At 60.8% G+C, this 25,018-nt stretch carries 25 protein-coding genes; 6 read left to right on the forward strand and 19 right to left on the reverse strand.

Going from position 1 to position 25,018, the window contains the following annotated elements; translation table 11 throughout:
- Positions 1 to 12 precede the first annotated feature (12 nt).
- From ACIGEK_RS02815 to coxB, 3 genes are read right to left on the reverse strand one after another with little or no spacing between them, the layout of a single operon-like run.
- A complete protein-coding gene (locus ACIGEK_RS02815; RefSeq protein ID WP_397491857.1) occupies positions 13 to 576 on the reverse strand; it encodes a cytochrome c oxidase assembly protein in 564 nt (187 codons plus the stop codon).
- 11 nt (positions 577 to 587) lie between these two features.
- The gene (ctaD, locus tag ACIGEK_RS02820) at positions 588 to 2,192 is read right to left on the reverse strand and encodes a cytochrome c oxidase subunit I (RefSeq protein WP_397491858.1); all 1,605 of its coding nucleotides are present in this window, start codon (positions 2,190 to 2,192) and stop codon (positions 588 to 590) included.
- Positions 2,193 to 2,196: 4 nt separating this feature from the next.
- Complete coding sequence (gene coxB / locus ACIGEK_RS02825) at positions 2,197 to 3,321, reverse strand: cytochrome c oxidase subunit II (protein ID WP_397491859.1); 1,125 nt, start codon at positions 3,319 to 3,321, stop codon at positions 2,197 to 2,199.
- Between the two features lie 361 nt (positions 3,322 to 3,682).
- On the opposite strand from coxB, the gene ACIGEK_RS02830 reads away from it, so the two are divergent.
- Entirely contained in the window at positions 3,683 to 4,339 is a 657-nt protein-coding gene (locus ACIGEK_RS02830) for a hypothetical protein (protein WP_397491860.1), read from the forward strand.
- A gap of 54 nt (positions 4,340 to 4,393) precedes the next feature.
- On the opposite strand, the gene ACIGEK_RS02835 is transcribed toward ACIGEK_RS02830, so the two are convergent.
- The 3 genes from ACIGEK_RS02835 to ACIGEK_RS02845 all read right to left on the reverse strand — a co-directional run bounded on the left by ACIGEK_RS02835 (position 4,394) and on the right by ACIGEK_RS02845 (position 7,318).
- Complete coding sequence (locus ACIGEK_RS02835; RefSeq protein WP_397491861.1) at positions 4,394 to 5,122, reverse strand: carbonic anhydrase; 729 nt, start codon at positions 5,120 to 5,122, stop codon at positions 4,394 to 4,396.
- Positions 5,123 to 5,240: 118 nt separating this feature from the next.
- Entirely contained in the window at positions 5,241 to 6,299 is a 1,059-nt protein-coding gene (locus ACIGEK_RS02840; protein ID WP_397491862.1) for a PA0069 family radical SAM protein, read from the reverse strand.
- 92 nt (positions 6,300 to 6,391) lie between these two features.
- Complete coding sequence (locus ACIGEK_RS02845; RefSeq protein WP_397493070.1) at positions 6,392 to 7,318, reverse strand: AEC family transporter; 927 nt, start codon at positions 7,316 to 7,318, stop codon at positions 6,392 to 6,394.
- Between the two features lie 93 nt (positions 7,319 to 7,411).
- Between ACIGEK_RS02845 and ACIGEK_RS02850 the strand changes: the two genes are divergently transcribed.
- A complete protein-coding gene (locus ACIGEK_RS02850; protein ID WP_397491863.1) occupies positions 7,412 to 7,816 on the forward strand; it encodes a GFA family protein in 405 nt (134 codons plus the stop codon).
- On the opposite strand, the gene ACIGEK_RS02855 is transcribed toward ACIGEK_RS02850, so the two are convergent.
- The 9 genes from ACIGEK_RS02855 to ACIGEK_RS02895 form a co-directional block, all read right to left on the reverse strand.
- On the reverse strand, positions 7,813 to 9,765 hold the full coding sequence (locus ACIGEK_RS02855; RefSeq protein WP_397491864.1) for a DUF4105 domain-containing protein: 1,953 nt from the start codon (positions 9,763 to 9,765) through the stop codon (positions 7,813 to 7,815). The genes ACIGEK_RS02850 and ACIGEK_RS02855 overlap by 4 nt on opposite strands.
- Entirely contained in the window at positions 9,762 to 10,082 is a 321-nt protein-coding gene (locus ACIGEK_RS02860; RefSeq protein WP_397491865.1) for a DUF2388 domain-containing protein, read from the reverse strand. Before ACIGEK_RS02860 ends, ACIGEK_RS02855 begins: the two co-directional genes overlap by 4 nt.
- Positions 10,083 to 10,183: 101 nt before the next feature.
- The gene (locus ACIGEK_RS02865; RefSeq protein WP_397491866.1) at positions 10,184 to 10,501 is read right to left on the reverse strand and encodes a DUF2388 domain-containing protein; all 318 of its coding nucleotides are present in this window, start codon (positions 10,499 to 10,501) and stop codon (positions 10,184 to 10,186) included.
- 78 nt (positions 10,502 to 10,579) lie between these two features.
- On the reverse strand, positions 10,580 to 10,786 hold the full coding sequence (locus ACIGEK_RS02870) for a DUF1127 domain-containing protein (RefSeq protein WP_397491867.1): 207 nt from the start codon (positions 10,784 to 10,786) through the stop codon (positions 10,580 to 10,582).
- Between the two features lie 265 nt (positions 10,787 to 11,051).
- Complete coding sequence (locus ACIGEK_RS02875; protein ID WP_275959948.1) at positions 11,052 to 11,267, reverse strand: DUF1127 domain-containing protein; 216 nt, start codon at positions 11,265 to 11,267, stop codon at positions 11,052 to 11,054.
- 381 nt (positions 11,268 to 11,648) lie between these two features.
- Positions 11,649 to 13,085, reverse strand: coding sequence for an NAD(P)(+) transhydrogenase (Re/Si-specific) subunit beta (locus ACIGEK_RS02880; RefSeq protein WP_397491868.1), 1,437 nt, complete (start codon positions 13,083 to 13,085; stop codon positions 11,649 to 11,651).
- Positions 13,085 to 13,402 (reverse strand): NAD(P) transhydrogenase subunit alpha, encoded by a 318-nt coding sequence (locus ACIGEK_RS02885; RefSeq protein WP_090241161.1) that lies wholly within the window; start codon positions 13,400 to 13,402, stop codon positions 13,085 to 13,087. The genes ACIGEK_RS02880 and ACIGEK_RS02885 overlap by 1 nt, the downstream gene beginning before the upstream one ends.
- 14 nt (positions 13,403 to 13,416) lie before the next feature.
- A complete protein-coding gene (locus ACIGEK_RS02890) occupies positions 13,417 to 14,538 on the reverse strand; it encodes a Re/Si-specific NAD(P)(+) transhydrogenase subunit alpha (protein WP_397491869.1) in 1,122 nt (373 codons plus the stop codon).
- 554 nt (positions 14,539 to 15,092) lie between these two features.
- Positions 15,093 to 16,001 carry a LysR substrate-binding domain-containing protein gene (locus ACIGEK_RS02895; protein ID WP_397491870.1) on the reverse strand — a complete coding sequence of 303 codons (909 nt, stop codon included), beginning with the start codon at positions 15,999 to 16,001 and terminating at the stop codon, positions 15,093 to 15,095.
- Positions 16,002 to 16,197: 196 nt separating this feature from the next.
- On the opposite strand from ACIGEK_RS02895, the gene ACIGEK_RS02900 reads away from it, so the two are divergent.
- Both ACIGEK_RS02900 and ACIGEK_RS02905 read left to right on the forward strand, forming a co-directional pair.
- Complete coding sequence (locus ACIGEK_RS02900) at positions 16,198 to 17,376, forward strand: acyl-CoA dehydrogenase (RefSeq protein WP_397491871.1); 1,179 nt, start codon at positions 16,198 to 16,200, stop codon at positions 17,374 to 17,376.
- A 110-nt stretch (positions 17,377 to 17,486) separates the two neighbouring features.
- Positions 17,487 to 18,710: a CaiB/BaiF CoA transferase family protein gene (locus tag ACIGEK_RS02905; RefSeq protein ID WP_397491872.1), complete on the forward strand. Its 1,224-nt coding sequence runs from the start codon at positions 17,487 to 17,489 to the stop codon at positions 18,708 to 18,710.
- Positions 18,711 to 18,716: 6 nt separating this feature from the next.
- Here ACIGEK_RS02905 and ACIGEK_RS02910 read toward each other — a convergent pair whose 3' ends face one another.
- The 3 genes from ACIGEK_RS02910 to hmpA are packed head-to-tail and all read right to left on the reverse strand — an operon-like array spanning position 18,717 to position 21,360.
- Entirely contained in the window at positions 18,717 to 19,907 is a 1,191-nt protein-coding gene (locus tag ACIGEK_RS02910) for an NnrS family protein (protein WP_397491873.1), read from the reverse strand.
- Positions 19,894 to 20,148 (reverse strand): transmembrane sensor/regulator PpyR, encoded by a 255-nt coding sequence (locus tag ACIGEK_RS02915; RefSeq protein WP_397491874.1) that lies wholly within the window; start codon positions 20,146 to 20,148, stop codon positions 19,894 to 19,896. Before ACIGEK_RS02915 ends, ACIGEK_RS02910 begins: the two co-directional genes overlap by 14 nt.
- A gap of 30 nt (positions 20,149 to 20,178) precedes the next feature.
- Positions 20,179 to 21,360 carry an NO-inducible flavohemoprotein gene (gene hmpA, locus ACIGEK_RS02920; protein ID WP_397491875.1) on the reverse strand — a complete coding sequence of 394 codons (1,182 nt, stop codon included), beginning with the start codon at positions 21,358 to 21,360 and terminating at the stop codon, positions 20,179 to 20,181.
- Positions 21,361 to 21,535: 175 nt separating this feature from the next.
- Between hmpA and norR the strand changes: the two genes are divergently transcribed.
- Both norR and ACIGEK_RS02930 read left to right on the forward strand, forming a co-directional pair.
- Entirely contained in the window at positions 21,536 to 23,089 is a 1,554-nt protein-coding gene (gene norR, locus ACIGEK_RS02925; protein WP_397491876.1) for a nitric oxide reductase transcriptional regulator NorR, read from the forward strand.
- A gap of 190 nt (positions 23,090 to 23,279) precedes the next feature.
- Positions 23,280 to 24,515: an HD-GYP domain-containing protein gene (locus ACIGEK_RS02930; RefSeq protein ID WP_397491877.1), complete on the forward strand. Its 1,236-nt coding sequence runs from the start codon at positions 23,280 to 23,282 to the stop codon at positions 24,513 to 24,515.
- Positions 24,516 to 24,523: 8 nt separating this feature from the next.
- Here ACIGEK_RS02930 and ACIGEK_RS02935 read toward each other — a convergent pair whose 3' ends face one another.
- Positions 24,524 to 24,997 carry a hypothetical protein gene (locus ACIGEK_RS02935; RefSeq protein ID WP_397491878.1) on the reverse strand — a complete coding sequence of 158 codons (474 nt, stop codon included), beginning with the start codon at positions 24,995 to 24,997 and terminating at the stop codon, positions 24,524 to 24,526.
- Between the last annotated feature and the right edge of the window lie 21 nt (positions 24,998 to 25,018).

The following is a 25,018-nucleotide window of genomic DNA, read 5'->3' on the forward strand; positions in this document are numbered from 1 at the left end:
TTATTGTTCTCCTTATGGAGCCGCCCGGGTAAGGGTCGCCTGTGCCACTGGCGGCATGCGCGCAGTGACGTCAAACAAGGTGTAAGCCAGGGTTAGGTGGCGAACATCTGCCGGTAAGTCTCTATCGACGATAAAGCGCACCGGCATCTCGATACGCTCGCCGGGCTGCAGTACCTGCTGGGTAAAGCAAAAGCATTCAGTCTTGTGAAAATAAGCAGCCGCCTTGGACGGTGCCACGCTGGGGATCGCCTGGGCGGTCATTGGTTTGTCGGTGGGGTTATGGGCAATAAACAGCACTTGCGTGCTGTCCCCCGGATGCACTGCCACCTCATCCGCCATCGGGCGAAACTCCCAAACCATATCGACTGCGTTAGTGGCCAGGAACTGCACACGCACTTGGCGCTGCTCATCCACCGCCTGCGATCCCTCATAGACCCCGGCGGTTTTACCGTTGATGCCGAAGGCCTGGCACATCACGTCATAGATCGGCACCAGGGCGAAGCCGAAGCCGAACATACCGACTACCACCAGACACAGGCGGATAACCAGGCGGCGGGTCGACAGGGCTTCGCTCATTGATTGGCCCCCTATTTCACTTCAGGTGGAGTGGAGAAGGTGTGATAGGGCGCAGGCGACGGCACGCTCCATTCCAACCCGTCGGCACCGTCCCAAGGCTTGGCCGCGGCAGGTTTGCCACCACGGATGCACTTGATCACGATAAACAGGAACAGCAACTGGGTAGCGCCGAACATAAATGCGCCGATGCTCGACACCATATTGAAGTTGGCGAACATCATGTTGTAGTCCGGGATTCGCCGCGGCATGCCGGCAAGACCGACGAAGTGCATCGGGAAGAACGCCATGTTCATGCCGATAAAACTCATCCAGAAATGCAGCTTGCCGAGGGTTTCGTCATACATGTGCCCGGTCCACTTCGGCAGCCAGTAGTAGGCCGAGGCGAAGATACCGAAGATCGCCCCAGGCACCAGCACGTAGTGGAAATGCGCCACCACGAAGTAGGTGTCGTGGTACTGAAAGTCCGCCGGGGCGATGGCCAGCATCAGCCCGGAGAAACCGCCGATGGTGAACAGGATGACGAAGGCCACTGAGAACAGCATCGGTGTCTCGAAGGTCATCGAACCGCGCCACATGGTGCTGGCCCAGTTGAACACCTTCACCCCGGTCGGCACAGCGATCAGCATGGTGGCGTACATAAAGAACAGCTCACCGGTGAGCGGTATCCCCACAGTGAACATGTGGTGCGCCCAGACGATAAACGACAGAAAGGCGATCGACGCAGTGGCGTAAACCATCGAGGTGTAGCCGAACAGCGGCTTACGGGCGAAGGCCGGGATGATCGCACTGACCGCGCCGAATGCCGGCAAGATCATGATGTACACCTCGGGGTGCCCGAAGAACCAGAACACGTGTTGGAACAACACTGGATCACCACCACCGGCCGCACTAAAGAAGCTGGTGCCGAAATGGATGTCCATCAGCATCATGGTCACCACACCCGCCAGCACCGGCATCACTGCGATCAGCAAGAACGCGGTAATCAGCCAGGTCCAGACGAACAATGGCATCCTCATCAAGGTCATGCCGGGGGCACGCAAGTTGAGGATGGTGGCAATCACGTTGATCGCGCCCATGATCGAACTGAAGCCCATCAAGTGCACGGCAAAGATGAAGAAGGTCACCGACTCTGGTGCGTAGGTCGTCGATAACGGCGCATAGAAAGTCCAGCCAAAGTTGGGCCCGCCACCTTCCATAAACAGGGTGCTGACCAACATGCTGAAGGCCGCTGGCAGCAGCCAGAAGCTGAAATTATTCATGCGCGGCAGGGCCATGTCCGGCGCGCCGATCATCAACGGAATCATCCAGTTGGCCAGACCGACAAACGCCGGCATCACCGCACCGAAGACCATGATCAGACCATGCATGGTGGTCATCTGGTTGAAGAACTCAGGCTGCACAATCTGCAGGCCCGGCTGGAACAACTCGGCACGAATCACCATCGCCATACTGCCACCCAGCAAGAACATGGCAAAGCTGAACCACAGGTACATGGTGCCGATATCTTTGTGGTTGGTGGTCAACACCCAGCGCATCAGGCCTTTGGCAGGGCCGTGGTGATGGTCATGTCCGGCATGACCGTGGCCAGCGTGGCCCGGATCGATCACTGCACTCATGTCCTTACTCCTGAGCCTGTTTGAACGCGAGGATGTCTTTCGGCGTGACCATGTCGCCTACCGCATTGCCCCAGGCATTGCGTTCGTAGGTAATGATCGCCGCTATATCGACTTCCGAGAGCTGCTTGCCGAACGCCGCCATGGCCGTACCCTGCTTGCCGTTGACCACGATGCCGATATGACCGGCCGCAGGTCCGGTAGCAATCGCGGAGCCTTTGAGGGCCGGGAACATCGGCGGCAGGCCTTCGCCAGTTGGCTGGTGACAGGATGCGCAGTTGGTCTGATAAGCCTTCTCGCCACGCGCCATCAGCTCGTCCATGGTCCACTCTTTACTGGTCAACTCCTTCTCGGCGACAGCCAGTTGCTTACGCTCGGACAACCAGGCGCTGAAGTCCTCTTTCGACTTAACCTCGACAACAATCGGCATAAAGCCATGGTCCTTGCCGCACAGCTCGGTGCACTGACCACGGTAGATGCCGGGCTCGTCGATGCGTGTCCAAGATTCGTTGATAAAACCGGGGATGGCATCCTTTTTCACCGCCAGGGCCGGCACCCACCAGGAGTGAATCACGTCGGCGGCGGTGATCAGAAAGCGCACTTTGGTGCCGACCGGCACCACCAGCGGCTCGTCTACCTCGAGCAGATAGTGCTCACCCTTGGTGGCCTTGTTGTTTATCTGATCTTTGGGCGTGGCTAGGTTGCTGAAGAACTCGACGTCCTCACCCAGGTATTTGTAGTGCCATTTCCACTGGTAACCGGTGACCTGAATATCCAGCTCCGACTCACTGGAGTCGTAGATGTCGATCAAGGTCTTGGTCGCCGGTATCGCCATCAGCACCAGAATCACCAACGGCACAACTGTCCAGAGGATCTCGACCGTGGTGCTTTCATGGAAATGCGCCGGCTGCTGGCCGGTAGAGCGACGGTGAACGAGCATCGACCAGAACATCGCGCCAAACACGATCACGCCGATCACGACGCAGATCCAGAAGATGGTCATGTGCAAATCAAATACTGAGCGGCTGACCTCGGTGGCACCGGGCGTCATATTGATGCCCCAGCTGGCGTGTGCCGAGCTGAATACCAACCACAACAGGAGGCCCATCCAGACTCGTGGATGTCGCATCATTGCGGGTTCCCCTTAATTGTTCTTGTTATCCCGCCGAATCGGTCAGTGGTTAGCCATCACACATCTTCGCGATGAAGATGCCAGTGAGGGCTGTCCATGCCACAGCTGATTCGGAGTTATCAGGTACTGCCTTTCGAATTCGAGTATAGACACGGACTTGAACCTGGCAACGCGAAAGCCGAAATGAGCAACGCACTGCAGGCCACGTGCTAAAGACCGCGGCTGGCGCGGGATAGGCCGAGGTGACAGCTGCGGCATATAGCCGACTCGCATAACTGTTTAATAATTATGACAATCGGGTCTTAGCCGATGCGCTCAGCCAGCTAAGGTACTCGCCCATGTCCTCATTTCAGGAGCAGTCATGAAGATCGCCGCTTTGCACGCACTGATCCAGCGTGCGCACCAACACGAAGCCAGTACCGGTCACCTGGCCAGTCAGATGCAGGCACACCTGGGCCAATTGCACCCGTCCATCCGCCTACCCAACGAAGACACCCAAGGCGTGCTGCAGCGTTTTGTCAGCGCCTATATCGAGCAGGTACCGGAGTTGTTGCAGGCCGCCCACCAGGTGTCCCAGGAAGCGGGGATCGAGGTGCAGATCAAACCGGTACTCAAGGTTGCCGAGCAGTTCTTTCTCCAGCCGCCTGCGCTGATGGCCGGCCATGAAGGGCTGGAGGGGCTACTCGATGAGGCCTATCTGGCTCATCGCCTGGTCGAGGAAGTGAATGATCGCTACATCGCCCACCTGGGCGCGCCATTGATTCCGCTGGATACCACGGTGGCCAACCTGATCGCCCACCAACTGATCGGCGAAACCTTCGCTAACCAGCTGGATGAGGCTGTGCACCATGCCGTAGACGGCATGCTCGACGATGCCAGCTTTGCTCAGGAGTCGGTGCAGGCTTACCGCGAACGCCTGCACAACCCGCAGACCGACGCTGCCTGGCAGCGCTGGCCGTGCCTATCGCGGCAGCTCGGGGTTGAGCTGCAGCTGGATGAAACCCGCGCGGCGGGTTAGCCGACTTTAAACCTCGTGCGCGTTTGCCAAGGCAGGTAGTTCTTCAACAGCCTACTAGCTGTTTGGCAGATAGCGCGCGCGGGGGGTGGCCATCGGCAGCGGGCCTTCGCCGATCAATCGGAACTCACCTTTCTCCGCGTCGTACGCCTTGATCTCGCTGGTTTCGATGTCATACACCCAGCCGTGTATAAACAGCTGGCCGCTGGCCACCCGTGCCGCTACCGACGGGTGGGTGCACAGGTGATTGAGCTGGGCCACCACGTTCTCCTCGGTGAGAATGCCCAGCCTGTCATGGCCTTCACAGCCGCAGTTCGCCTCCACCACCCTGAGCGCCACTTCGCTGTGGCGCAGCCAGGCCTTCACCGTCGGCATGCTCTCTAAGGTCTCTGGGGCCAGCACTGCTTTCATCGCACCGCAGTCGGAGTGGCCGCAGACGATGATGTGTTGCACGCCCAACGCCAGCACCGCGTACTCGATGGCGGTGGACACCCCACCCATCATCTGCCCGTAGGCCGGCACCACGTTGCCGACGTTGCGGTTGACAAACAGATCACCCGGCGAGCTTTGCGTGATCAACTCCGGCACCACCCGCGAGTCGGCACAGGTGATAAACATCGCGCGTGGGTTCTGCGCGGTGGCGAGCTTTTTGAACAGCTCTTCCTGCTGCGGAAATATCTCGCTGCGAAAGCGCTTGAAACCATCGACGATGCTCTGCAGGGCTTCCTCGGCACTCTCAGTGCCTGTGCGCCCCTGCAGTGGGATCAACTGATGCTTGTATGGCATGTTTGCGACCTCTGAACCTGAAAAAACCTGCTAAAGCGACAGCCAAGCAGGCTGGCAAGTCACATGCCAAGTGTTACTGCCGCAGGCTCTGACGGCAACCACCCACCTGACTACCCGGTTAGAGCAGCGCCAGCTGGCCACCGGGTGGGCAAAAACGTGAGCAGTCGAGGTTGAACGCCTCGCGCCGATTCAGGCCAAGGCGCTTGCTGGCCAGGGCAAAACGTTGCGCGAGCAATTCGGCAAACGCCCCTTCACCGCGAAAGCGCTGACCGAAGCGGCTGTCATACAGCGCACCGCCACGGCTCTGACGGATCAGACTGAACACATGCTCCGCTCGCTGCGGGTAGTGCGCCTGCAACCATTCTTCGAATAACGGTGCAACTTCACGCGGCAGGCGCAGCAGCATGTAATTGGCGCTCTGTGCGCCGGCATCCTTGGCCGCGGTCAACAAGTGCTCCAGCTCCATGTCGTTGATCATCGGAATCATCGGCGAACACAGCACGCCGACCGGAATGCGGTTGTCGCGCAACACGCGAATCGCCCGCAAGCGCGCCGCCGGCGCAGCAGCGCGAGGTTCCATGATGCGTTTGAGCTCATCATCCAGAGTCGTCAGGCTGATCATCACCGCCACCAAGCGCTGTTGTGCCAACTCAGTGAGGAGGTCGAGGTCACGCAGAATCAGCGAACCCTTGGTGATGATGGTGACCGGGTGGCGATAGTCGAGCAGCACCTTGAGACTGTTGCGCGTCAGCAGGTGCTGGCGCTCGATCGGTTGATAGGGATCGGTGTTGGAACCCAGGTTGATCGGCGCGCAGACATAGCCGGGCTTACTCAGCTGCTGTTCGAGCAGGGCCACAGCATTGGTTTTGGCGATCAGCTTGGTTTCGAAATCCAGCCCCGGCGACAGATCCCAATAGGCATGGCTAGGCCTGGCATAGCAGTAAATGCAGCCATGTTCACAGCCGCGGTAGGGATTGAGCGAGCGGTCGAAGGGCAGATCCGGTGACTGGTTGCGGGTGATGATACTTTTTGCGGTTTCGCTGCGCACCTCGGTCGCCCGGCTGGGCGGCACTTCCTGAAACCAGCCGTCATCGCTGGCAATAATGCGCTGTGGGGCAAAGCGGTTATGCGGATTACTGGCGGTACCGCGACCGCGCGGCGGCAGGGAAACGGACATGGGCTGGCTCCATAAATTACTGTATATAAATACAGTAATTTATTTACAGCACCAAGCGCCGACCGTCAGCCTGACCTCACACGCCATCTTAATCAGCCGGCCACCAGCATCAACAGCAGCGGCAAACTGGCCGCCGCCAGCAGGGTTTGAAGGGTGATGATGCCGGCCATCAACTGACTATCGCCACCCAGCTGACGAGTCAATACATAGGCCGTTGGCGCAGTTGGCAGGGCAAAGAACAGCACCAGTACCGTGCTTTCCATCGTCGGCAACTGCAAACCATAGGCCACCGCCCAGGCCAGCATCGGCATGGCTAACAGGCGCAGCAGGCTATTGCTGGTCAGGGCAGGAATCTCACCACCCAGCTGTTCAGGTTTCAGCGCCGCACCGACACAGAGCAGGCCAAGCGGCAAGCTGGCCGCGGCCAACAAGCTAAGCAGACGATCTGTGCCGCCGGGCAAGCCAAGGCCGCTGAAGTTGACCAGTGCACCACCGAGGCAAGCGAGGATCAGCGGATTTTTCAGGATCGGCAGCAACAGGCTGCGCGCACTGACGCCACGCTCGGCGGTCAGCGACCAAACCGACAACACATTCACCGTCGGCACCATCAAGGCGAGCATGATGGCCGCCAGAGTCAGGCCTTCCTGGCCAAACAAGCTGCCCACCGCCGCCAGGCCAAGGTAGGTGTTGAAACGCAAAATGCCCTGGCTAAACGCCCCGAAGCGCCCCGCCGGCCAGCCACGCACACGGCGCACCACGAGCAACGCCAGCCAGGCGATGCCCAGCGCCAACATCACCGCCAACGCCATGCGCGGCAATGCCGGGTTATCCAATGGAGCCTTGGCCAGGCTGCTAAACAGCAGCGCCGGAAACAGCATGAAGTAGTTCAGCCGCTCGGCACCCGGCCAGAACGCCTCATTGGGAAACGCCCAGCGGCGCAGGTAATACCCGGCCACGATCAAGGTAAACAGCGGCCACAAGGCCAACAACAACTCCAGCACGGCAACCTCCAGCCACAGGCAAGCCTGTCATCTTGAGCAGCCGCATGGGGTGACGCAAGGTAGACGTCGGTATTAGGCTGCTTTACCTGACCGTCACGACGAGAATGCCCAATGCCCGATATCCATCAAGGTGGTTGCCAGTGCGGGGCCTTGCGCTATGAGTTCGAAGCACCGTTGCAGGACATCGCGCACTGTCACTGCAGCATCTGCCGGCGCAGCAGCGGTGGCATCGTCACCACCTGGATTACGGTGCCATTGGCGAGCTTTCGCTGGCTGGCCGGCACCACGCGCGAATATGCCTCGTCACCCAGTTGCACGCGCAGCTTCTGCCCAACCTGCGGCGCACACCTGACGCTGTTCACCACGCTTAGCCCGGATAGCCTGGATATCACCATCGCCACCCTCGACCAGCCTGAACTGGCGGCGGCGGATCGGCATATCTGGGTGCAAAGTCGTCTGCCCTGGCTGCACCTAGACCCGCAGTTGCCCGAGGAGGACCAGGAAATCATGGACTAGGGCAACTGCAGGCCGCCGCCGGCTTTGTGCAGGGCGCGCAGATGCGTGCCCAGTTGTGTCAGGTTGGTTTCAGTGGCTTGTAGCTCGGCCAAACGAGCCGGCTCCAGCAGGGTACGTACTTCCTGGTCGAGGTTGTCGCTGAGCTGGCGTAGTTGCTGCTGCCGCGCCAGGCTTTCAGTTTCCAGGCGCTGCCACTCGGCGCGCTGCGGCAGGCCATAACCACCCTCAAGCAACTCGGCCGGACGACTGAGAAAACCGCTGTTGGCGAGTATCTTCTGCAGCGCGCCGCCGGCCTTGTTCAATGTCGGGTCAACGCCGTCTCGGCCGCTCAGGTAACGGCGCTTGAGCTCATCCTGAGCCAACAGCAATTGCCGGCGTAACGCCGCCTGTTCGAGCAACAACAGGGCCGCGCTGGTGCGCAGATCGGCACGGACGAACCAGGGCTGACGCTGGTCAGCCGGCAGGGTCAGCCAGTCCTCGACCTGCGTCTGCTCAATCGGCAGCTGCGCCTGCAGCACGCTGAACATGGCTTGATAACGATCACGAAACGAGTCGAAGCGATAACCCAAGCGCAGCGCCTCGGCGGAGTCGACCAGCACATTGCGGTCAGCCAGGTCGCGGGCTACCAGGGTATCGAGCAGGCCGTTGGGCATGATGCTGTCCAGTGCATGCAGGCGCGGGTGCTGGCTACCACTGCGCAGCAGCTTGAGGGTTTCCACGGCGCAGTTGTTGGAGATAAACCAGTAGTCGCCGTCATAACTCCAGTGCTGCTCGGCGGCGCGGGTGACCAGTTGCTCCAGCTGCGGGCGATCCAGCTTGAGCGGCACCGAGGCCAGGCTGCGCAGCTCAACCTTGGTGTACTCCTCGATCACCTGAGCCAGCGGCAGAACGAACAGCCGCGATGGATAAACGCCGGTCAGGCCATCCCAGCTGGACAGCTGCACGTCGCCAACAAAGGCGCGGTAGGACAGCACCAGATGCTCCTGTAGATCCAGCCGGCAGTCCGGCCCCAGCGGCCGCCCAGGCGCACAGATGACTAGGCGCAGCATGCTGTGGCCCCAGCGACTGGCCAGCGCGTCGTTGGCCTCGGCCAGCAGGTAATCCACCTGATAGACCCGCTGCGGGTCAATGCTGCCCAGCGGCTGACGAGCGAAGTCGCGGCCGGCATTCAGATAGGCCAAGCCTTCGGCACAAGGCTGCTGGCTCGCCGGCGTCCAGGTGAAGTGCGCGCTCAGGTAGCGCGCCAACGAGGGCCGGCGGCAGGCGTAGCTGGGGTCGAGGAGGAAGTACTCCATATTGACCGCGAGAAATTCACGCGGGTTGCTCAACTCGTAGCTGTCCGGGCTGCGCGCGACTTGGTGATTTTCCTGCTCGCGCGCACCACGCCGACCGACCTGCTGCGGCCAGCCGGCTAGGTCGAGCAGCAGCGGATCATCGCTCAGGGTAAAGCGCCGTGCGGTCTGGCCACGGCAATGATCCGGTAGGCCAACCCCTCCCAGGCTCTGTTCACGCTGACGACACTGGCGCTGTAAGTGCCGGTCAGCCTGCGGCCAGAGCTGAGCGCGGTCATACAGATGGGTGAGTTCGTGCAGCACGGTCGCCAGCAATTCGCGGCGCACAGTGCCATGGGGACGATTGGTCAGGGTGGTGGCGCTACTGCCATCGCTCAAGCCTGGCAGCAACGCGGCATTCAGTTCGATACCACTGAAACGCCCGGCGCGGCCATACACCCGCGCCGACAGGCTGCGCCAGCGCACGCTGACGCTGCGGTCGAGTTGCTGTTTGAGCTGTGGCGGCAAGGCGGCCAGCGAGTCTTGCAACAGTTGCTGGCTGGCCTGGCGCTCAGCAGGGCTAAGTTCGGCGCCGTCGAGCTGCAGGCGCAACTCGGCCTGGCTGCAGGTGCTGGCCAGTAACGCCAGCCCAAATAGCCAAGTACGCGGCCAACTCACAGCGCCAGGATGGCTTCGGCCAATACCAGATCAGAAGCGCCCTGCGCCTCAGGCACCTGGCTGCGGATAGCGCCAATAGCGGCCTCCAGCTGCGCGCCACGGATCTGCCCTTGGCTGGCGACGAAGCTGGCCGCATCGTCACGCGCCGCCAGGACTATCTTCGAGTCACGAATCGAGGTGGTGGTGTCCGAGGTGAAATCGAAGGTGCGATCCAGCGCACGCACAATGATATTGCTGGTCGCCACCAGGGTTTGCGCCTGCGCAGTGGCACTCAACAAAACAACCGCAACGACAGCACTGAGCAAGACAGGGCGCATTTGCATCTCCAAAAGTCGGCAATCAGATGAGAAGAGTTGGACGGGCATTCTGTCGCACAGTTCCGCCAGCGCTTCTGGCCAAGAGCTGGCGGCGGGCGTTCTCAGAGACTAAGGATCGCCGTCGCCAACTGCATATCGTCGCCTTGCAGCGCCGGTACCTGCTGACGGATATGCTGCAGAGCGGCCTCCAGGCGCACCCCACGGATCTCGCCCTGGGTGGCGACAAACGCGGCGGCGTCATCGCGCGCGGCCAGCACGATTTTGTCATCGGTAAACGACGAGGACACATCAGAGCTCGCTTCAGAGGTCGCCCCGACGGCCCCGACCACAGCATCGGTGGTAACCACGAAGCTAGTGGCGCTTGCCGTGCCGGCCAGTGCCAGTAATCCCGCAAGGCTTAAGGTCTTTATCACATTCATATCCACACTCCCGAAAAGGCCCAACAGACAGGCTCAGTCAGTGTAGACCCAGACTTTAGGGGTTGGTTGCCACACTGCTTAGCGCCAGAACGGCTTAGCCAGCTCTGCCTGACGCTGCGCCTCAGTGATGCCTGCATCCGCCAGCTGGCGGCTGTCGAGGCGCGCCAGTTGGCGGCGGGTCTGTCGATTACGCTGCCAACCACAGAACGCGGCATAGGCGCGTAACCATAGCGGGGTGCTCGTCTGAGTGTCTTGCGGGGGCAGCTGTTTGAGTGTGCGTTCCATGGCGCAATTCCTTGTCAGAGACAGAAGAGGGCAACCAATGGTGCGCGGGAGAGAGCAGCAAGTGCAGAGACAGCGCTCGAGAATTGTTATGGCGCAGTTAGCTTTTGAAAAGAACTGTACTGCTTAACAACGCAGCAGACTGTTGCAACCAAACACTCACCTGAGCATTTTCCCCGCCACATAAAAAGAAAGCCCCAGCACGCAGGGCGCTGGAGCTTTCAAAAATCCCATTAAGGGAGGAGCAGAAATCGGTGCCTGGCAGCCGTTAACGCCAGAAGGGCTTGCTCAGTTCAGCTTGGCGCTGTGCTTCGCTGATACCGGCGTCTGCGAGCAGACGGGAGTCCAGACGAGCAAGCTGGCGGCGGCTAACAACGCGGCGCTGCCATTGCAGAACAGAGGCGAGCATACGCAGCGGCAGAGCGCTGGAGCCGGTGGATTGGCTGTGATCGAAAAACAGGTCGGAACTGAGGGTACGTTCCATGGTGGTCATCCTTCCGCTTGTGGCGGGTCAGTGGTGTGTTGCGATGGGAGAATTATTACCGCTGCCCCCGCTTCGCTGTAGCCACAGCTGAATGAAAAAGCAGCACAAATAGATAGTTTGCTTTGTAACTGTCTTGCCAGTTTTACATTCAACTGTACTGGCCATAAGTGCTTTAGCCTAAAAAATGTACGTAGGCAGCTAAAACACCTGAGCTAGTGCTTTAATCGCAGTGAATACATACAGATACAGTTGCAAATTGCACTTATGTGACAGCTGACCTGTTTTTCAGATTTTTCTCTGGGAAAACCACTTTTCTGATCGACCAGACAGAAAAAAGCCCGACTCAAGAGCCGGGCTTTTTCTACAACGCTACAGCGAGGATTACTCGACCGCTTTAACCATATCTTCGATAACTTTCTTGGCGTCGCCGAAGACCATCATGGTCTTGTCCAGGTAGAACAGTTCGTTGTCCAGGCCGGCGTAGCCGCTGGCCATCGAGCGCTTGTTGACGATCACAGTCTTGGCTTTATAAGCCTCAAGGATCGGCATGCCGGCGATCGGCGACGTCGGGTCGTTCTTCGCCGCGGGGTTGACCACGTCGTTGGCACCCAGCACCAGCACCACGTCGGCTTGGCCGAACTCGGAGTTGATGTCGTCCATCTCGAACACTTGCTCGTAAGGCACTTCAGCCTCGGCCAGCAGTACGTTCATGTGGCCCGGCATACGACCGGCAACCGGGTGGATGGCATACTTCACGGTCACGCCGCGATGGGTCAGCTTCTCCGCCAGTTCCATCAGCGCGTGCTGGGCACGGGCCACGGCGAGACCGTAGCCCGGCACGATGATCACAGTGTCGGCGTTGGTCAGCAGGAAGGCCGCGTCGTCGCTCGAACCGGATTTAACCGGACGCGCTTCTTTGGCACCCGCCGGGCCAGCTTCTGCCGGAGCACCGCCGAAACCACCGAGGATCACGTTGAAGAACGAACGGTTCATCGCCTTGCACATGATGTACGAGAGGATCGCACCTGATGAGCCCACCAGCGAACCGGCAATGATCAGCATCGAGTTGTTCAGCGAGAAGCCGATACCGGCCGCCGCCCAGCCCGAGTAGCTGTTGAGCATCGACACCACAACCGGCATGTCGGCACCGCCAATCGGGATGATGATCAACACGCCAATCACGAAGGCCAAGGCCAGCAGAATGGCGAAGGCGGTCAGGTTACCGGTGAAGGTGTACATCAGGCCGAGGCCGAGAATCGCCAGGCCGATGGCCAGGTTGACCCAATGTTGGCCCTTGAACTGTACTGGTGCGCCCTGGAACAGGCGGAACTTGTACTTGCCCGAGAGCTTGCCGAAGGCGATCACCGAACCGGAGAAGGTGATGGCACCGATGGCCGCGCCGAGGAACAGTTCCAGGCGATTACCGGCCGGGATCGCATCACCCAGAGCGGCAACGATGCCCAGCGACTGCGGCTCAACCACGGCGGCGATGGCAATAAACACCGCGGCCAGGCCGATCATGCTGTGCATGAAGGCAACCAGCTCCGGCATCTTGGTCATTTCGACGCGCTTGGCCATCACCGAACCGGCAGTACCGCCGACCAACAGGCCGACAATTACGTAACCAATGCCTTGGGTGGCCAATTCAGCGCCAAGCTTGTAGATCAGGCCAACGGTGGTCAGCACCGCCAAACCCATACCGAGCATGCCAAACAGGTTGCCGCGACGCGAGGTCGTCGGGTGCGACAAGCCTTTGAGTGCCTGGATAAAGCAGATCGAGGCAACGAGGTAGAGCACAGTGATCAGATTCATACTCATCAATGCTTCTCCCCTGCAGCGGCTTTCGGCGCTTTCTTCTTGAACATTTCCAGCATGCGTCGGGTGACCAGAAAGCCACCGAACACGTTGACCGCAGCCAGAGCCACGGCCAGGGTGCCCATGGTTTTACCCAGCGGGGTCACGGTCAGGGCAGCGGCCAGCATGGCGCCGACGATCACGATCGCGGAAATCGCGTTGGTCACCGCCATCAGTGGGGTGTGCAAGGCCGGAGTCACGTTCCACACCACGTGGTAGCCCACGTAGATGGCCAGTGCAAAGATGATCAGGTTGTAGATGCCGTCGGAAATCATATCCATGTGCGGTACTCCCCTTAGCCGTTGGTGCGCACGACGTTGCCGTCGCGGCACATCAGGCACGCGGCGACGATGTCGTCTTCAAGGTTGAGGTGGAACTTGCCTTCGCCGTCGATGACCAGCTTGAGGAAGTCCAGCAGGTTGCGTGCGTACAGTGCCGAAGCATCCGCCGGCACCAGGGCCGCCAGGTTGCTGTGGCCGACGATGGTCACGCCGTGCTCTACCACCACTTGCTCAGCCACGGTCAGCGGGCAGTTGCCGCCTTGCGCTGCAGCGAGGTCGATGATCACCGAGCCTGGCTTCATTTCCGCCACGGTGGCGGCATGCAGCAGGGTCGGCGCCTTGCGGCCCGGGATCAGCGCGGTGGTGATGACGATGTCAGCCTGCTTGGCCTTCTCGTGCACCGCCTTGGCCTGACGCTCCATCCACGAAGCCGGCATCGGCCGCGCATAGCCGCCAACACCCTGGGCGCATTCACGCTCTTCATCGGTCTCGAACGGTACGTCGACGAACTTGGCGCCGAGCGATTCGATCTGCTCCTTAACCGCCGGACGCACGTCGGACGCTTCAATCACCGCACCCAGGCGCTTGGCCGTGGCGATAGCCTGCAAACCAGCAACACCGGCACCAAGAATCAGGATGCGCGCGGCCTTAACGGTACCGGCAGCGGTCATCAGCATTGGCATAAAGCGCGGGTAGTGATGCGCCGCCAGCAACACAGCCTTGTAACCGGCGATGTTGGCTTGTGACGACAGCACGTCCAGGCTCTGCGCGCGGGAGGTACGCGGGGCGGCCTCCAGAGCGAAGGCGGTGACGCCGCGAGCATTGATGCGCGCGATGGTCTCGTTGCTGAACGGGTTGAGCATGCCCACCAGCACCGCGCCGGCTTTCATGTGCGCCAGCTCAGCGTCGGTCGGAGCGACCACTTTCAGCACCAGATCGGCAGCAAAGGCAGCGGCGTCGCTACCAATAGCCGCGCCAGCAGCTTCATAGGCGCTGTCCGGAATGCTCGCGCTCACGCCAGCACCGCTCTGTACAGTCACCTGATGGCCTTGGCCGATCAGCTTCTTGATGGTTTCGGGAGTTGCGGCAACGCGCGTCTCACCAGCATGGGTTTCGAGAGGAACACCGATGTGCACTTCAATTCTCCTGCGTGATCTTTTTGGTGAACCGGCGCACTGCGGATGGCACGCGGGCATTAGGGAGGATCAGCACAAACCCGCTCAGGCTAAAGTTGCACAATGGCGGGGCGCGGCATTTTGCAGGCGATAGCCATAGCCTTCAAGGCGTTATGAAGTAAAACCTTGCGATAACTACAAGTCACTGCATGACCTACTAGGCAGCTAATTCATGACAGCCCTTTTGGGGCAAGGCCTGTAGCGCATTCACCGAGGGAAAACGGTGTTTATTCATTCCCGAGACAAATACAGCGCCATCAGATCAACGGCGCCGCCAGCATTTCCGGGATAAACCGCTGTTTCATTGGGCTAGAGCAGCGTTTGTGTGCAAAAAAATTAACACCCAAGATCGGCCAAGCACGGGGTAAGTGTAGCCATTCAGATAGCTGACTACGGGGTCAACATAACTCCGGCGCGCACTCTAGGCGGCCTGTCTCGCGAGGTAAAGTAATTTCCGACAAATTGCCGCCGAAGGTTTGACAGCCTTTTCCGCCAACAACCTGACAAGCTGTTGTCTATTTCAAGCCATTCGCCAGGGCATAGGCATGCGCCTCGCGCACCAACCAGTCGCGCAACAGCAGCAACGCCGCCGACTCCAGCTTGCGCTCAGGAATCATCAGGAAATACGCCTTATCAGTCGGCAGGCTCAGCGGTGCGGCAATCACCAGACGCCCTTCATCCAGCTCACGACGGATCAGAAACGGTGGAATCAGCGCCACGCCCATCTCGTGCATGGCCGCCTGAGCCAGCATGGAGAACAGCTCATAACGTGGCCCGGCCATATCCCGCGCAGTATTCAGGCCCTGGGCGTTGAACCACTGACGCCAGGCATAGGGCCGTGTGGTCTGTTGCAGCAGCGGCAGGCTGGCAATTTGTTCAGCGCTTAACTGCGCCTGCTCAGCCAGCAACGCCGGGCTGCATACCGGCATCGGGTTCTCACCCATGAGTAAATGCGCCTGGGTACCGGACCAGTCGCCATCGCCGAAGTACACCGCCGCGTCGAACTCGGTGTCGGCAAACAGAAAGGGCCGCGTACGGTTGGTCAGGTTGACCGTGATCTCCGGATGCAGTCGCTTAAAGTCCTTCAAACGCGGCAACAACCACTGCGTACCAAATGTAGGCACCACCGCCAGTTCGATGCTCATCGCACCCTGCTGGCCCATCACCGCCAGGGTGTCGCGCTCCACCGCATCCAGCTGCCCGGCCACTCGCCGCGCGTAGGATTGCCCCGCCTCGGTGAGCACCACGCCACGGCGTGAACGGCGGAACAGTTCGATATTCAGGAAGGTCTCCAGCGCGGCGATCTGCCGGCACACCGCACCCTGGGTCAGGCTCAGCTCCTGGGCAGCCTTGGTAAAACTCTGATGGCGGGCAGCGGACTCGAAAGCGATCAGGGCGGCGGTACTGGGGATCTTGCGGCGCATATGTGCGTCACTCTCACTTAATTCGGTTAAATATCCTGATTAACCCTATCTCGAAGTGAGCAAAACGCACAACTAGGTGCGTATTAGTCGTTTGCAGGGCCGCCACAAGCCGCCTAGGATCAAATCCACTTACCGGCGGGCGCAGCTGACTACGCAGATTCCCGCCCTATCACTGTCTGATTTCGAGGTTTTCGCGATGGCCAAGGCAAGCTTCAACTGGATCGACCCGCTGCTACTCGACCAGCAACTGACCGAAGAAGAGCGCATGGTGCGTGACAGCGCCCAGCAGTTCGCCGCCGACAAGCTAGCCCCGCGCGTGCTCGAAGCCTTCCGCCATGAACAGACCGACCCGAAGATCTTCCGTGAGATGGGCGACACCGGCTTGCTCGGCGCGACCATTCCTGCCGAGTACGGCGGCAGCGGCCTGAACTACGTGTGCTACGGCCTGATTGCTCGCGAAGTGGAGCGCATCGATTCGGGCTACCGCTCGATGATGAGCGTGCAATCGTCCCTGGTGATGGTGCCGATCTTCGAGTTCGGCAACGAAGCAACCAAGCAGAAGTACCTGCCAAAACTGGCCAGCGGCGAATATATCGGCTGCTTCGGCCTGACCGAACCGAACCACGGCTCCGACCCAGGCTCGATGATTACCCGCGCGAAGAAGGTCGACGGCGGCTACCGCCTGACCGGCGCGAAGATGTGGATCACCAACAGCCCGATCGCCGACGTATTTGTGGTCTGGGCCAAAGATGATGCGGGCGAAATCCGCGGATTTGTGCTGGAAAAAGGCTGGCAGGGCCTGAACACCCCGACCATCCACGGCAAGGTCGGCCTGCGCGCCTCGATCACCGGCGAGATCGTCATGGACAACGTGTTCTGCCCCGAAGAAAACGCCTTCCCCGATGTACGCGGCCTGAAAGGCCCGTTCACCTGCCTCAACTCCGCCCGCTACGGCATCAGCTGGGGCGCGCTGGGTGCCGCCGAGTTCTGCTGGCATACCGCGCGCCAGTACACCCTCGATCGTCAGCAGTTCGGCCGTCCGCTGGCGCAAACCCAGCTGATCCAGAAGAAACTGGCTGATATGCAGACCGAAATCACCATAGCCCTGCAAGGCTGCTTGCGCCTCGGCCGGATGAAGGACGAGGGCACCGCTGCGGTGGAAATCACCTCAATGATGAAGCGCAACAGCTGCGGCAAATCTCTGGATATCGCCCGTATGGCCCGCGACATGCTCGGCGGCAACGGCATCAGCGACGAGTTCGGCGTAGCCCGCCACCTGGTCAACCTGGAAGTGGTCAACACCTATGAAGGCACCCACGACGTGCATGCACTGATCCTTGGTCGCGCGCAGACCGGGTTGCAGGCGTTCTTTTAAGCCCGGCTGCGTACGATGGGTTGAGCTCAGCGATACCCATCAGATCGCCCAATGGGTTACGCCGCCTTGCGGCTAACCCATCCTACGTTTCTCTCCTGTGAGGCCTCCCCATGCCCGGCGCCCTATCGCATATCCGCGTTCTCGATCTGTCCCGCGTATTGGCCGGGCCTTGGGCTGGGCAGATTCTCGGCGACCTCGGTGCCGAGGTGATCAAGGTCGAACGCCCCGGCTCAGGCGATGACACCCGCCACTGGGGCCCACCCTATGTGAAAGATGCCGAGGGCAACGACTCACGCGAGGCGGCGTATTTCCAAAGCGCCAACCGCAACAAGCAGTCGGTAACCCTGGACTTCACCCAGGCGGAAGGCCAACGCCTGGTCCGCGAACTGGTGCAGAACTGTGACGTGCTGCTGGAGAACTTCAAGGTCGGCGGCCTAGCGGCTTACGGCCTCGACTATGAAGCGCTGAAGGCCATCAACCCACGGCTGATCTACTGCTCCATCACCGGTTTCGGCCAAAACGGGCCCTACGCCAAGCGCGCCGGTTATGACTTTATGATCCAGGGCCTCGGCGGGCTGATGAGCCTAACCGGCAAGCCAGACGGCGAGGAGGGTGCTGGCCCCATGAAGGTCGGCGTCGCCCTCACCGATATTCTCACCGGCCTGTACGCCACAGTCGGTGTACTGGCGGCACTCAACCAGCGCGAGCAATCCGGCCTCGGCCAGCATATCGATGTGGCCCTGCTCGACGTGCAGGTGGCCTGCCTGGCCAACCAGGCGATGAATTATCTGAACACCGGCGTTTCGCCTAAGCGCCTGGGCAACGCCCACCCGAATATCGTGCCCTACCAGGATTTCCCCTCGGCCGACGGCAACTTCATTATCGCCGTGGGTAACGACGGGCAGTTCCGCAAACTTTGCGAGGTTGCAGGCTGTGCGGCTTTGGCCAATGACCCGCGTTTTTCTACCAACAAGGCCCGCGTCGCCCACCGCGCCGAGCTGATCCCGCTGCTGCGCCAGGCCACGGTATTCAAAACTACCGCCGAATGGGTGACGCTGCTGGAAGCCGCCGGCGTGCCGTGCGGGCCGATCAACGACCTCGCTCAGGTGTTTGCCGACCCACAGGTTAAAGCCCGTGGCCTGCGTATCGACCTGCCCAACAGCCTGGGCAGCACCACCCCGCAGGTCGCCAGCCCACTGCGCCTGTCCGAAACCCCGGTGGAATACCGCAACGCACCGCCACTGCTCGGCGAACACACCGAACAGGTGCTTACCCAGCAGCTGGGCCTAAACGCGGAGCAAATAGCCGCCTTGCGTGAAGCTGGGGTGCTGTAGAACGCACTAACCCGGCTGCCCATCCACTCGCGCCGTCCAGAACATCACCGCGTAATGACGCACAAACAGGGTAAAGGCCACGACCCACAACAGGCTGGAAAGTCCCAGCCCCGCTGCCGGGGCAAGCGGCACCAGCAGCACACGCGCCATAACCGCCAGCTGCAGACTGGCAAACGCCCAACCCATCACTGCCGGCGGCTGCAACGGCCGACCGGTATGACCGAGACTAACCCGCGCCAACATCGCCAGAATCGCGCCGCCCACCGTGCCCAACGCCAAAGCGTGGTAAGCCAGACTGACGTTGCTCAACCAGCCGATATGCCAGGCCGCCAGGGCCAGTAAGGCCAGCGGTAGCCAGGCATAGGCCAGGTGCAATGACAAGAGCAGCGGCACGCGCCAGATCCCGGCGTCATACCAGCGCCATAGGCGCAGGCCATGCAGCGCAACCAAAACCAGCAACAGCGGCAGTAGCCATAGCGACGGTTGCATGACCAGGCCACAGGCAAACAGCAACGCCAGGCTGAGCGACAAAACCAGTACCAGCAGATCCAGACGCGGCCTTGGAGCAACAGGTGCCAGTCGATTGAGACCACGCTGGGTGAAGAACGGAATCACCCGCCCGCCGATAATGCTCACCAACGCCGCGATCAGCCATAAACCAGCCAATGCACCGCGCCGCTGCAGAGCATCATCACCCAGCGCCAGGCCATACAACAGCAACCACTCGCAGCCCGCCATCAACAACACCACCAACACCAGCGGGTAGTTGCGCAACTGGTGCACCGCCCATAGCTGCCGCCCTAACAACAGCGCCAGCAGCGGTAGAAAGGGCAACTGCAAGGCCAGCAATAGTGGCAATGGCGCATCGAGAAGCCAGGCCAGACGCGCCAGTAACCAGAGCGCGAATAACCCCGCCAGCGGCCAGCCACTCAGCCCCGGCCGCCCCGTCCAGTTCTGCACCGCCGTCAGCAGAAAGCCGGCAATGATCGCCCCGGCAAACCCGAACGGCAGTTCATGCCGATGCCAAGCCAAGCTACCGCCCACCGGCTGCCAACCCGACAGATAACCCAGTAATGCCGCCGCCCACAGGCCAATTGCCAACACAGCAAACAGCGCGCCACCGAGAAAGAACGGGCGAAAGCCCAGCCGCCACAGTGGCGCAATGGCCAGCTCCTGCTGCCGATCACGCAATTGCACAGCAAGGCTCCTGTTGTTTACGTAGATGCTGCTGCGCGGCCAGGCGCAGCACATAACCGAGCTTGAGCAAGCCTGGGCCGATGATCGTCAGCGCATGCGCCGTAACCAGGCTGCCCATGCTCAGCTGCGCCTCCAGGCCATAAGCGCCCAGCAGGCCGCTGAGCAACAGCAGCACGCCGGCCAGCAGCAAGCGGTTCGCTACTCGCAGTGCCCGTACGGGACATGACAGATACGCCAACATAATCACCCCCTAAACCACTAAGCCCTGGTTTTAACTGTCCAACGCGCTGGCCGGGCCAAAGAACTCGTAATGGCTCTGCGCCGCCGGCACGCCGAGGTGCTGCAGGTGCCGTTTGACCTGCGCCATAAACGGCTTGGGGCCGAGAAAGTAGGCATCCAGATCACGCTGCTCGGGCAGCCACTCAGCCAACTGTTCAAGGCTGAGCAGGCCCTCGGCATCGCCCGCATCACCGTCGCGCGGCTCGCTGTAGCACACGTAATGACGCACCTGCGGACGCTCAGCACGCTGCGCCTCCACCCAGTCGCGGAAGGCATGCACGCCGGCATGACGGGCACAGTGGATAAAGTGAATATCGCGGCCACTGTCACGCGCCGCCTCCAGCATGCTCACTGCGGGGGTAATTCCGACACCGGCAGTGATCAGCACCAGCGGCTTGGTCGACTCACGCAGGACGAAATCGCCGGCCGGGGCAAACAGCTCCAGGCTGTCGCCGACTTGCAGCTGGTCATGTAGGTAATTGGAGACCTTGCCGCCGACCTCACGCTTGACGCTGATGCGGTACTCACGGCCATTGCTCAAGGCCGACAGCGAGTAATTGCGGCGCTGCTCGCCTGCATCCAGCAGTAGTCGCAAACCGATGTACTGGCCAGGCTGGAAATCCACCAACGCACCGCCATCCGCTGGAGCCAGGTACAGCGAAACGATCTCCTCGCTCTCCTGCACCTTGCGGCTCAGGCGGAAACTGCGCGCGCCACGCCAGCCGCCCTCGGCCGTGGCATTGGCGCTGTAAGCGGCCTCTTCGGCCCCCATGAGGATGTCCGCTAGTTGCCCATACGCCACGGCCCAGGCCTCGATCACTGCATCGGTGGCAATCTCGGCGCCGAGCACCTCACGAATCGCCCGCAACAGGCAGCTGCCGACAATCGGGTAATGCTCGGGCAGGATCTGCAGTGACACATGCTTGTTGACGATCTGTCCCACGAGAGGGCCGAGCGCGTCCAGCTTGTCGATATGCCGGGCGTACATCAGTACCGCATTGGCCAGCGCTCGCTGTTGGCCGCCGCTGGCCTGGTGCGCCTGATTGAACAGCGCGCGCACCTCGGGGTAGTCGTTGAGCATCTGCTGATAAAAGTGCCGAGTCAGGGCCTCACCGCCGCTTTCCAGCAACGGCACGGTGGCTTTGATCAGGTCGGTTTGTACGGGGGTCAACATGCGGGCTTCCTCGTGTGGGCGACACGCTGCACTTGCGCAGCGGTTCGGTTCATATCACCCTGACTACTACAGGAAACATGCCAATTATTTTATTTATATAAATCATGGACTTAAAAATACTAGTGTCTTTATGACAGCGAACATTTTGAGTCTTAATGACAGCTAACGTGTCCTTATGACAGCAAACCCACTGCTCACCGTACTGATCCCATTGGTTGCCGACCTGTCCCGCGAACTGCCGGAAGCCGAGCGCTATCGCCGTCTGCTACAAGCGCTACGGCAACTGCTGCCGTGCGATGCCGTGGCGCTGCTCAAGCTCGATGGTGAAGTGCTGATTCCGCTGGCCGTCGAAGGCCTCAGCGCCGACACCCTCGGCCGACGCTTCAAGCTCGATGAACACCCGCGACTGCAAGCGCTACTGGCGCAACGCGGCCCCACTCGCTTTGCCACCGACTGCGAGATGCCCGATCCCTACGACGGCCTGGTCGCGGGTCATCGCGGCCACCTGCCCGTACATGACTGCCTCGGCTGCCCACTGTATGTGCAGGACCAACCCTGGGGCCTGCTGACCCTCGACTCACTCGACCCCGCCAGCTTTGGCAAAGTGGACTTGGACAACCTGCAAGCCTTCGCCAGCCTGGCCGCCGCCACCGTGATGGCCAATGAACGGATCAACGCACTGCTGCAACGCGCCGAGGATCAGCAGCAGCTGGCCGAAGCCTACAAACAGGCAGCGGTGCAACATCGTCCGCGTGAGCTGATCGGCCAGAGCGCCGCGCACAAGCGCCTACAGGCGGAGATCGCGCTGGTCGGCAACAGCGAGCTGAGCGTGCTGATTAGCGGTGAGACCGGGGTCGGCAAGGAACTGGTCGCCGAAGCCCTGCACGGCGCCTCGCCCCGTGCCGCCAAGCCGCTGATCAGCCTCAACTGCGCGGCACTGCCCGACAACCTGGTGGAAAGCGAGCTGTTCGGCCACGTGCGCGGCGCCTTTACCGGTGCGCACAACGAGCGTTGCGGCAAGTTCGAACTGGCCGATGGCGGCAGCCTGTTTCTCGATGAAATCGGTGAGCTGCCGCTGGCCGCGCAAGCCAAGCTGCTGCGCGTGCTGCAGAGCGGCCAGCTACAACGGGTGGGTGCCGATCAGGAACAGCGAGTCAACGTGCGCGTGCTCGCTGCCAGCAACCGCGACCTGGCCGAGGAAGTCCGCACCGGGCGTTTTCGCGCCGACCTCTACCACCGCCTCAGCGTCTATCCATTGCAAGTCCCGGCACTGCGCGAGCGCGGCCGCGATGTACTGTTGCTGGCCGGCTACTTCCTCGAAGAAAACCGCGCCCGCCTGGGGCTGCGCAGCCTGCGCCTGACCGCCGAAGCCCAGACCAGCCTCCTGACCTACAACTGGCCAGGCAACGTTCGTGAACTCGAACACCTGATCGGCCGCGCCGCCCTCAAGGCCCTGGCCGGCGGCAGCGAACGGCCGCGTATCCTCAGTATCGACAGCGCTCACCTGGATTTGCCGATCAGCCAACCCTTCACAGCACCTGCAACTCAAGGCGCTGCAGAACCGCACAGCGAGCTGCCGCTGCGTGACGCCCTCGACGCCTACCAAAAACAGTTGATCAGCCAAGCGCTGGCCCGCCACCAACACAAATGGGCACCTGCCGCCCGCGAGCTAGGCATCGACCGCGCCAACCTGATTCGTCTGGCCAAGCGCCTGGGTCTACACAATTAATCACCCATTAACCAGCGTTGCGCCACACAACGGCGGTTACATGGCTAACGTTGAAGACAGGGTGGCGCTCGCTCGATGAGCTATGCTGAAAATCCACGCCACCAATAGGCAATAGGCAACAGCCATTTGCTGCGCCGTGCACCAGAGACAGCTAATAGCTCGCACCCAGCCGCTCCCAGTGGAGAGCTCCATGGACGGTGAAGTCAAACCAGACCGTGTCAAAGTCGACGCAGCGCAACTGACAGTCGGCATGTATGTGGTCGAGCTGGACCGGCCATGGACGGACACCTCGTTTCTCTTTCAAGGCTTTCGCATTCGCCAGCAGCAGGACATTCGCCTGCTGCAGGAAGTCTGCCGCTACGTCTGGGTTGATGCCCAGCAGGCCGTCACTGTGCATGATCAGGTTACGGCAAACATTGCCCAGCCAGAGGCGCTGCAGCCGGTTATCGCCAAAGTCGACTTCAACCTGGAAATGCTCCAGGCCGCCCCCACCTGGCACGCCGCACGCGAAGAGTCGCTGCGGATTCTGCAGGCGGTCAAACTGGGTCAGGAGCTCGATGTAGGTGCAGTCAAAGCGGTCATCATGGATTGCGTCGAGAGCATCCTGCGCAACCCGGCTGCGATGCTCTGGTTGGCGCGCATCAAGAACAGCGACGAATACACTGCCGAGCATTCGCTGCGCGTAGCCATCCTCTCGATTGCTCTGGCTAAAGAACTGGGCCTGCCGGCCTACCAGCTCGAACAGATTGGCGTATGCGGCATGCTTCATGACGTCGGCAAGATCAAGGTGCCCAACGAGATCCTCAACAAGCCCGGCGCGCTGACCGCCGAAGAGTTGTGCATCATGCAGAGCCACGCCGACGAAGGGCGCAAGCTGCTGATGAGCAACCAGCAGGTCACTGCCGCCACCGTCGACGTCGCCTACTCGCACCATGAACGCCTGGATGGCCGGGGTTACCCGCGCGGCCTGAATGCCAGCAAGATCCCCTACTTTGCCAAAATCATCGCCGTGGCCGACAGCTATGACGCCATCAACAGCGACCGCGTCTACAGCAAAGGCAAATCCAGCCTGGAGTCACTGCGCCTCCTGCTGGAGGCGGTTAACAGCCATTTCGACAGAGAAATTGTCGATTGTTTTATCCACATGATCGGCATCTATCCGCCAGGGGAAATCGTCGAGCTGACCAATGGCGAAGTCGCCATCATCATCGGCTGCCCACCCGGCAACAAGCTCAAACCCAGGGTCCTGCGCGTGCTGGATGCGCAAAAACAACCCTGCAAGGAAAGCATTATTGACCTGGGCAAAACGACCAATGACCCCAGCGGCAGACCCTACCGCATCCACGAAGTGCACAGCAGTGGGGTCTTTGGCATCCATATAGATCACTACCGCAGCAAGGGTTTGATTGTCCCGGCGCATTTATAGCGCAGCAGCTATAAACCAGAACTGCCCGCCGAGCACATACCTAGGGCCGTCAGTTCTTCCAACGGCACACCGCCGGATATGTACTCTTGGCAGGTTGCTGAAGGCGCACCAAGCGCCTCTGAACTCTCAGTAACAAACTCGCTGGCCACAGTTGATTGCAGCGTGCCGCCGAGGCGCAGGAATGCTCGCGACGGGCCGCGCTGCAACCAAACCCCTTCATTCTCGATGGCCGCCAGGCGTATGCCTCCCGGTAATACCGCGCCGAACTCAACCCGTTGCGCGGCCGCCTGACCGATGCTGAGCAGCGCCCAGCCGCCGCCACTGCTCTGGCGAAACAGACCATGCAGCTGCCAATGTCCAAGGCCCGTCAGGGGGTTTGACGCAGGCAGCATCCACGGCACATGGTCAGGCAGCAGATCACTCGGTAGCTGTACCGCGCCAGCCGGAAATGCCAGGCACAAACTCAGCACCGCTCGGCTCATCGCAACCCTGATGCGCCGGGT

The sequence above is a fragment of the Pseudomonas sp. NPDC079086 genome (assembly GCF_044542155.1).
Classification (GTDB): domain Bacteria; phylum Pseudomonadota; class Gammaproteobacteria; order Pseudomonadales; family Pseudomonadaceae; genus Aquipseudomonas.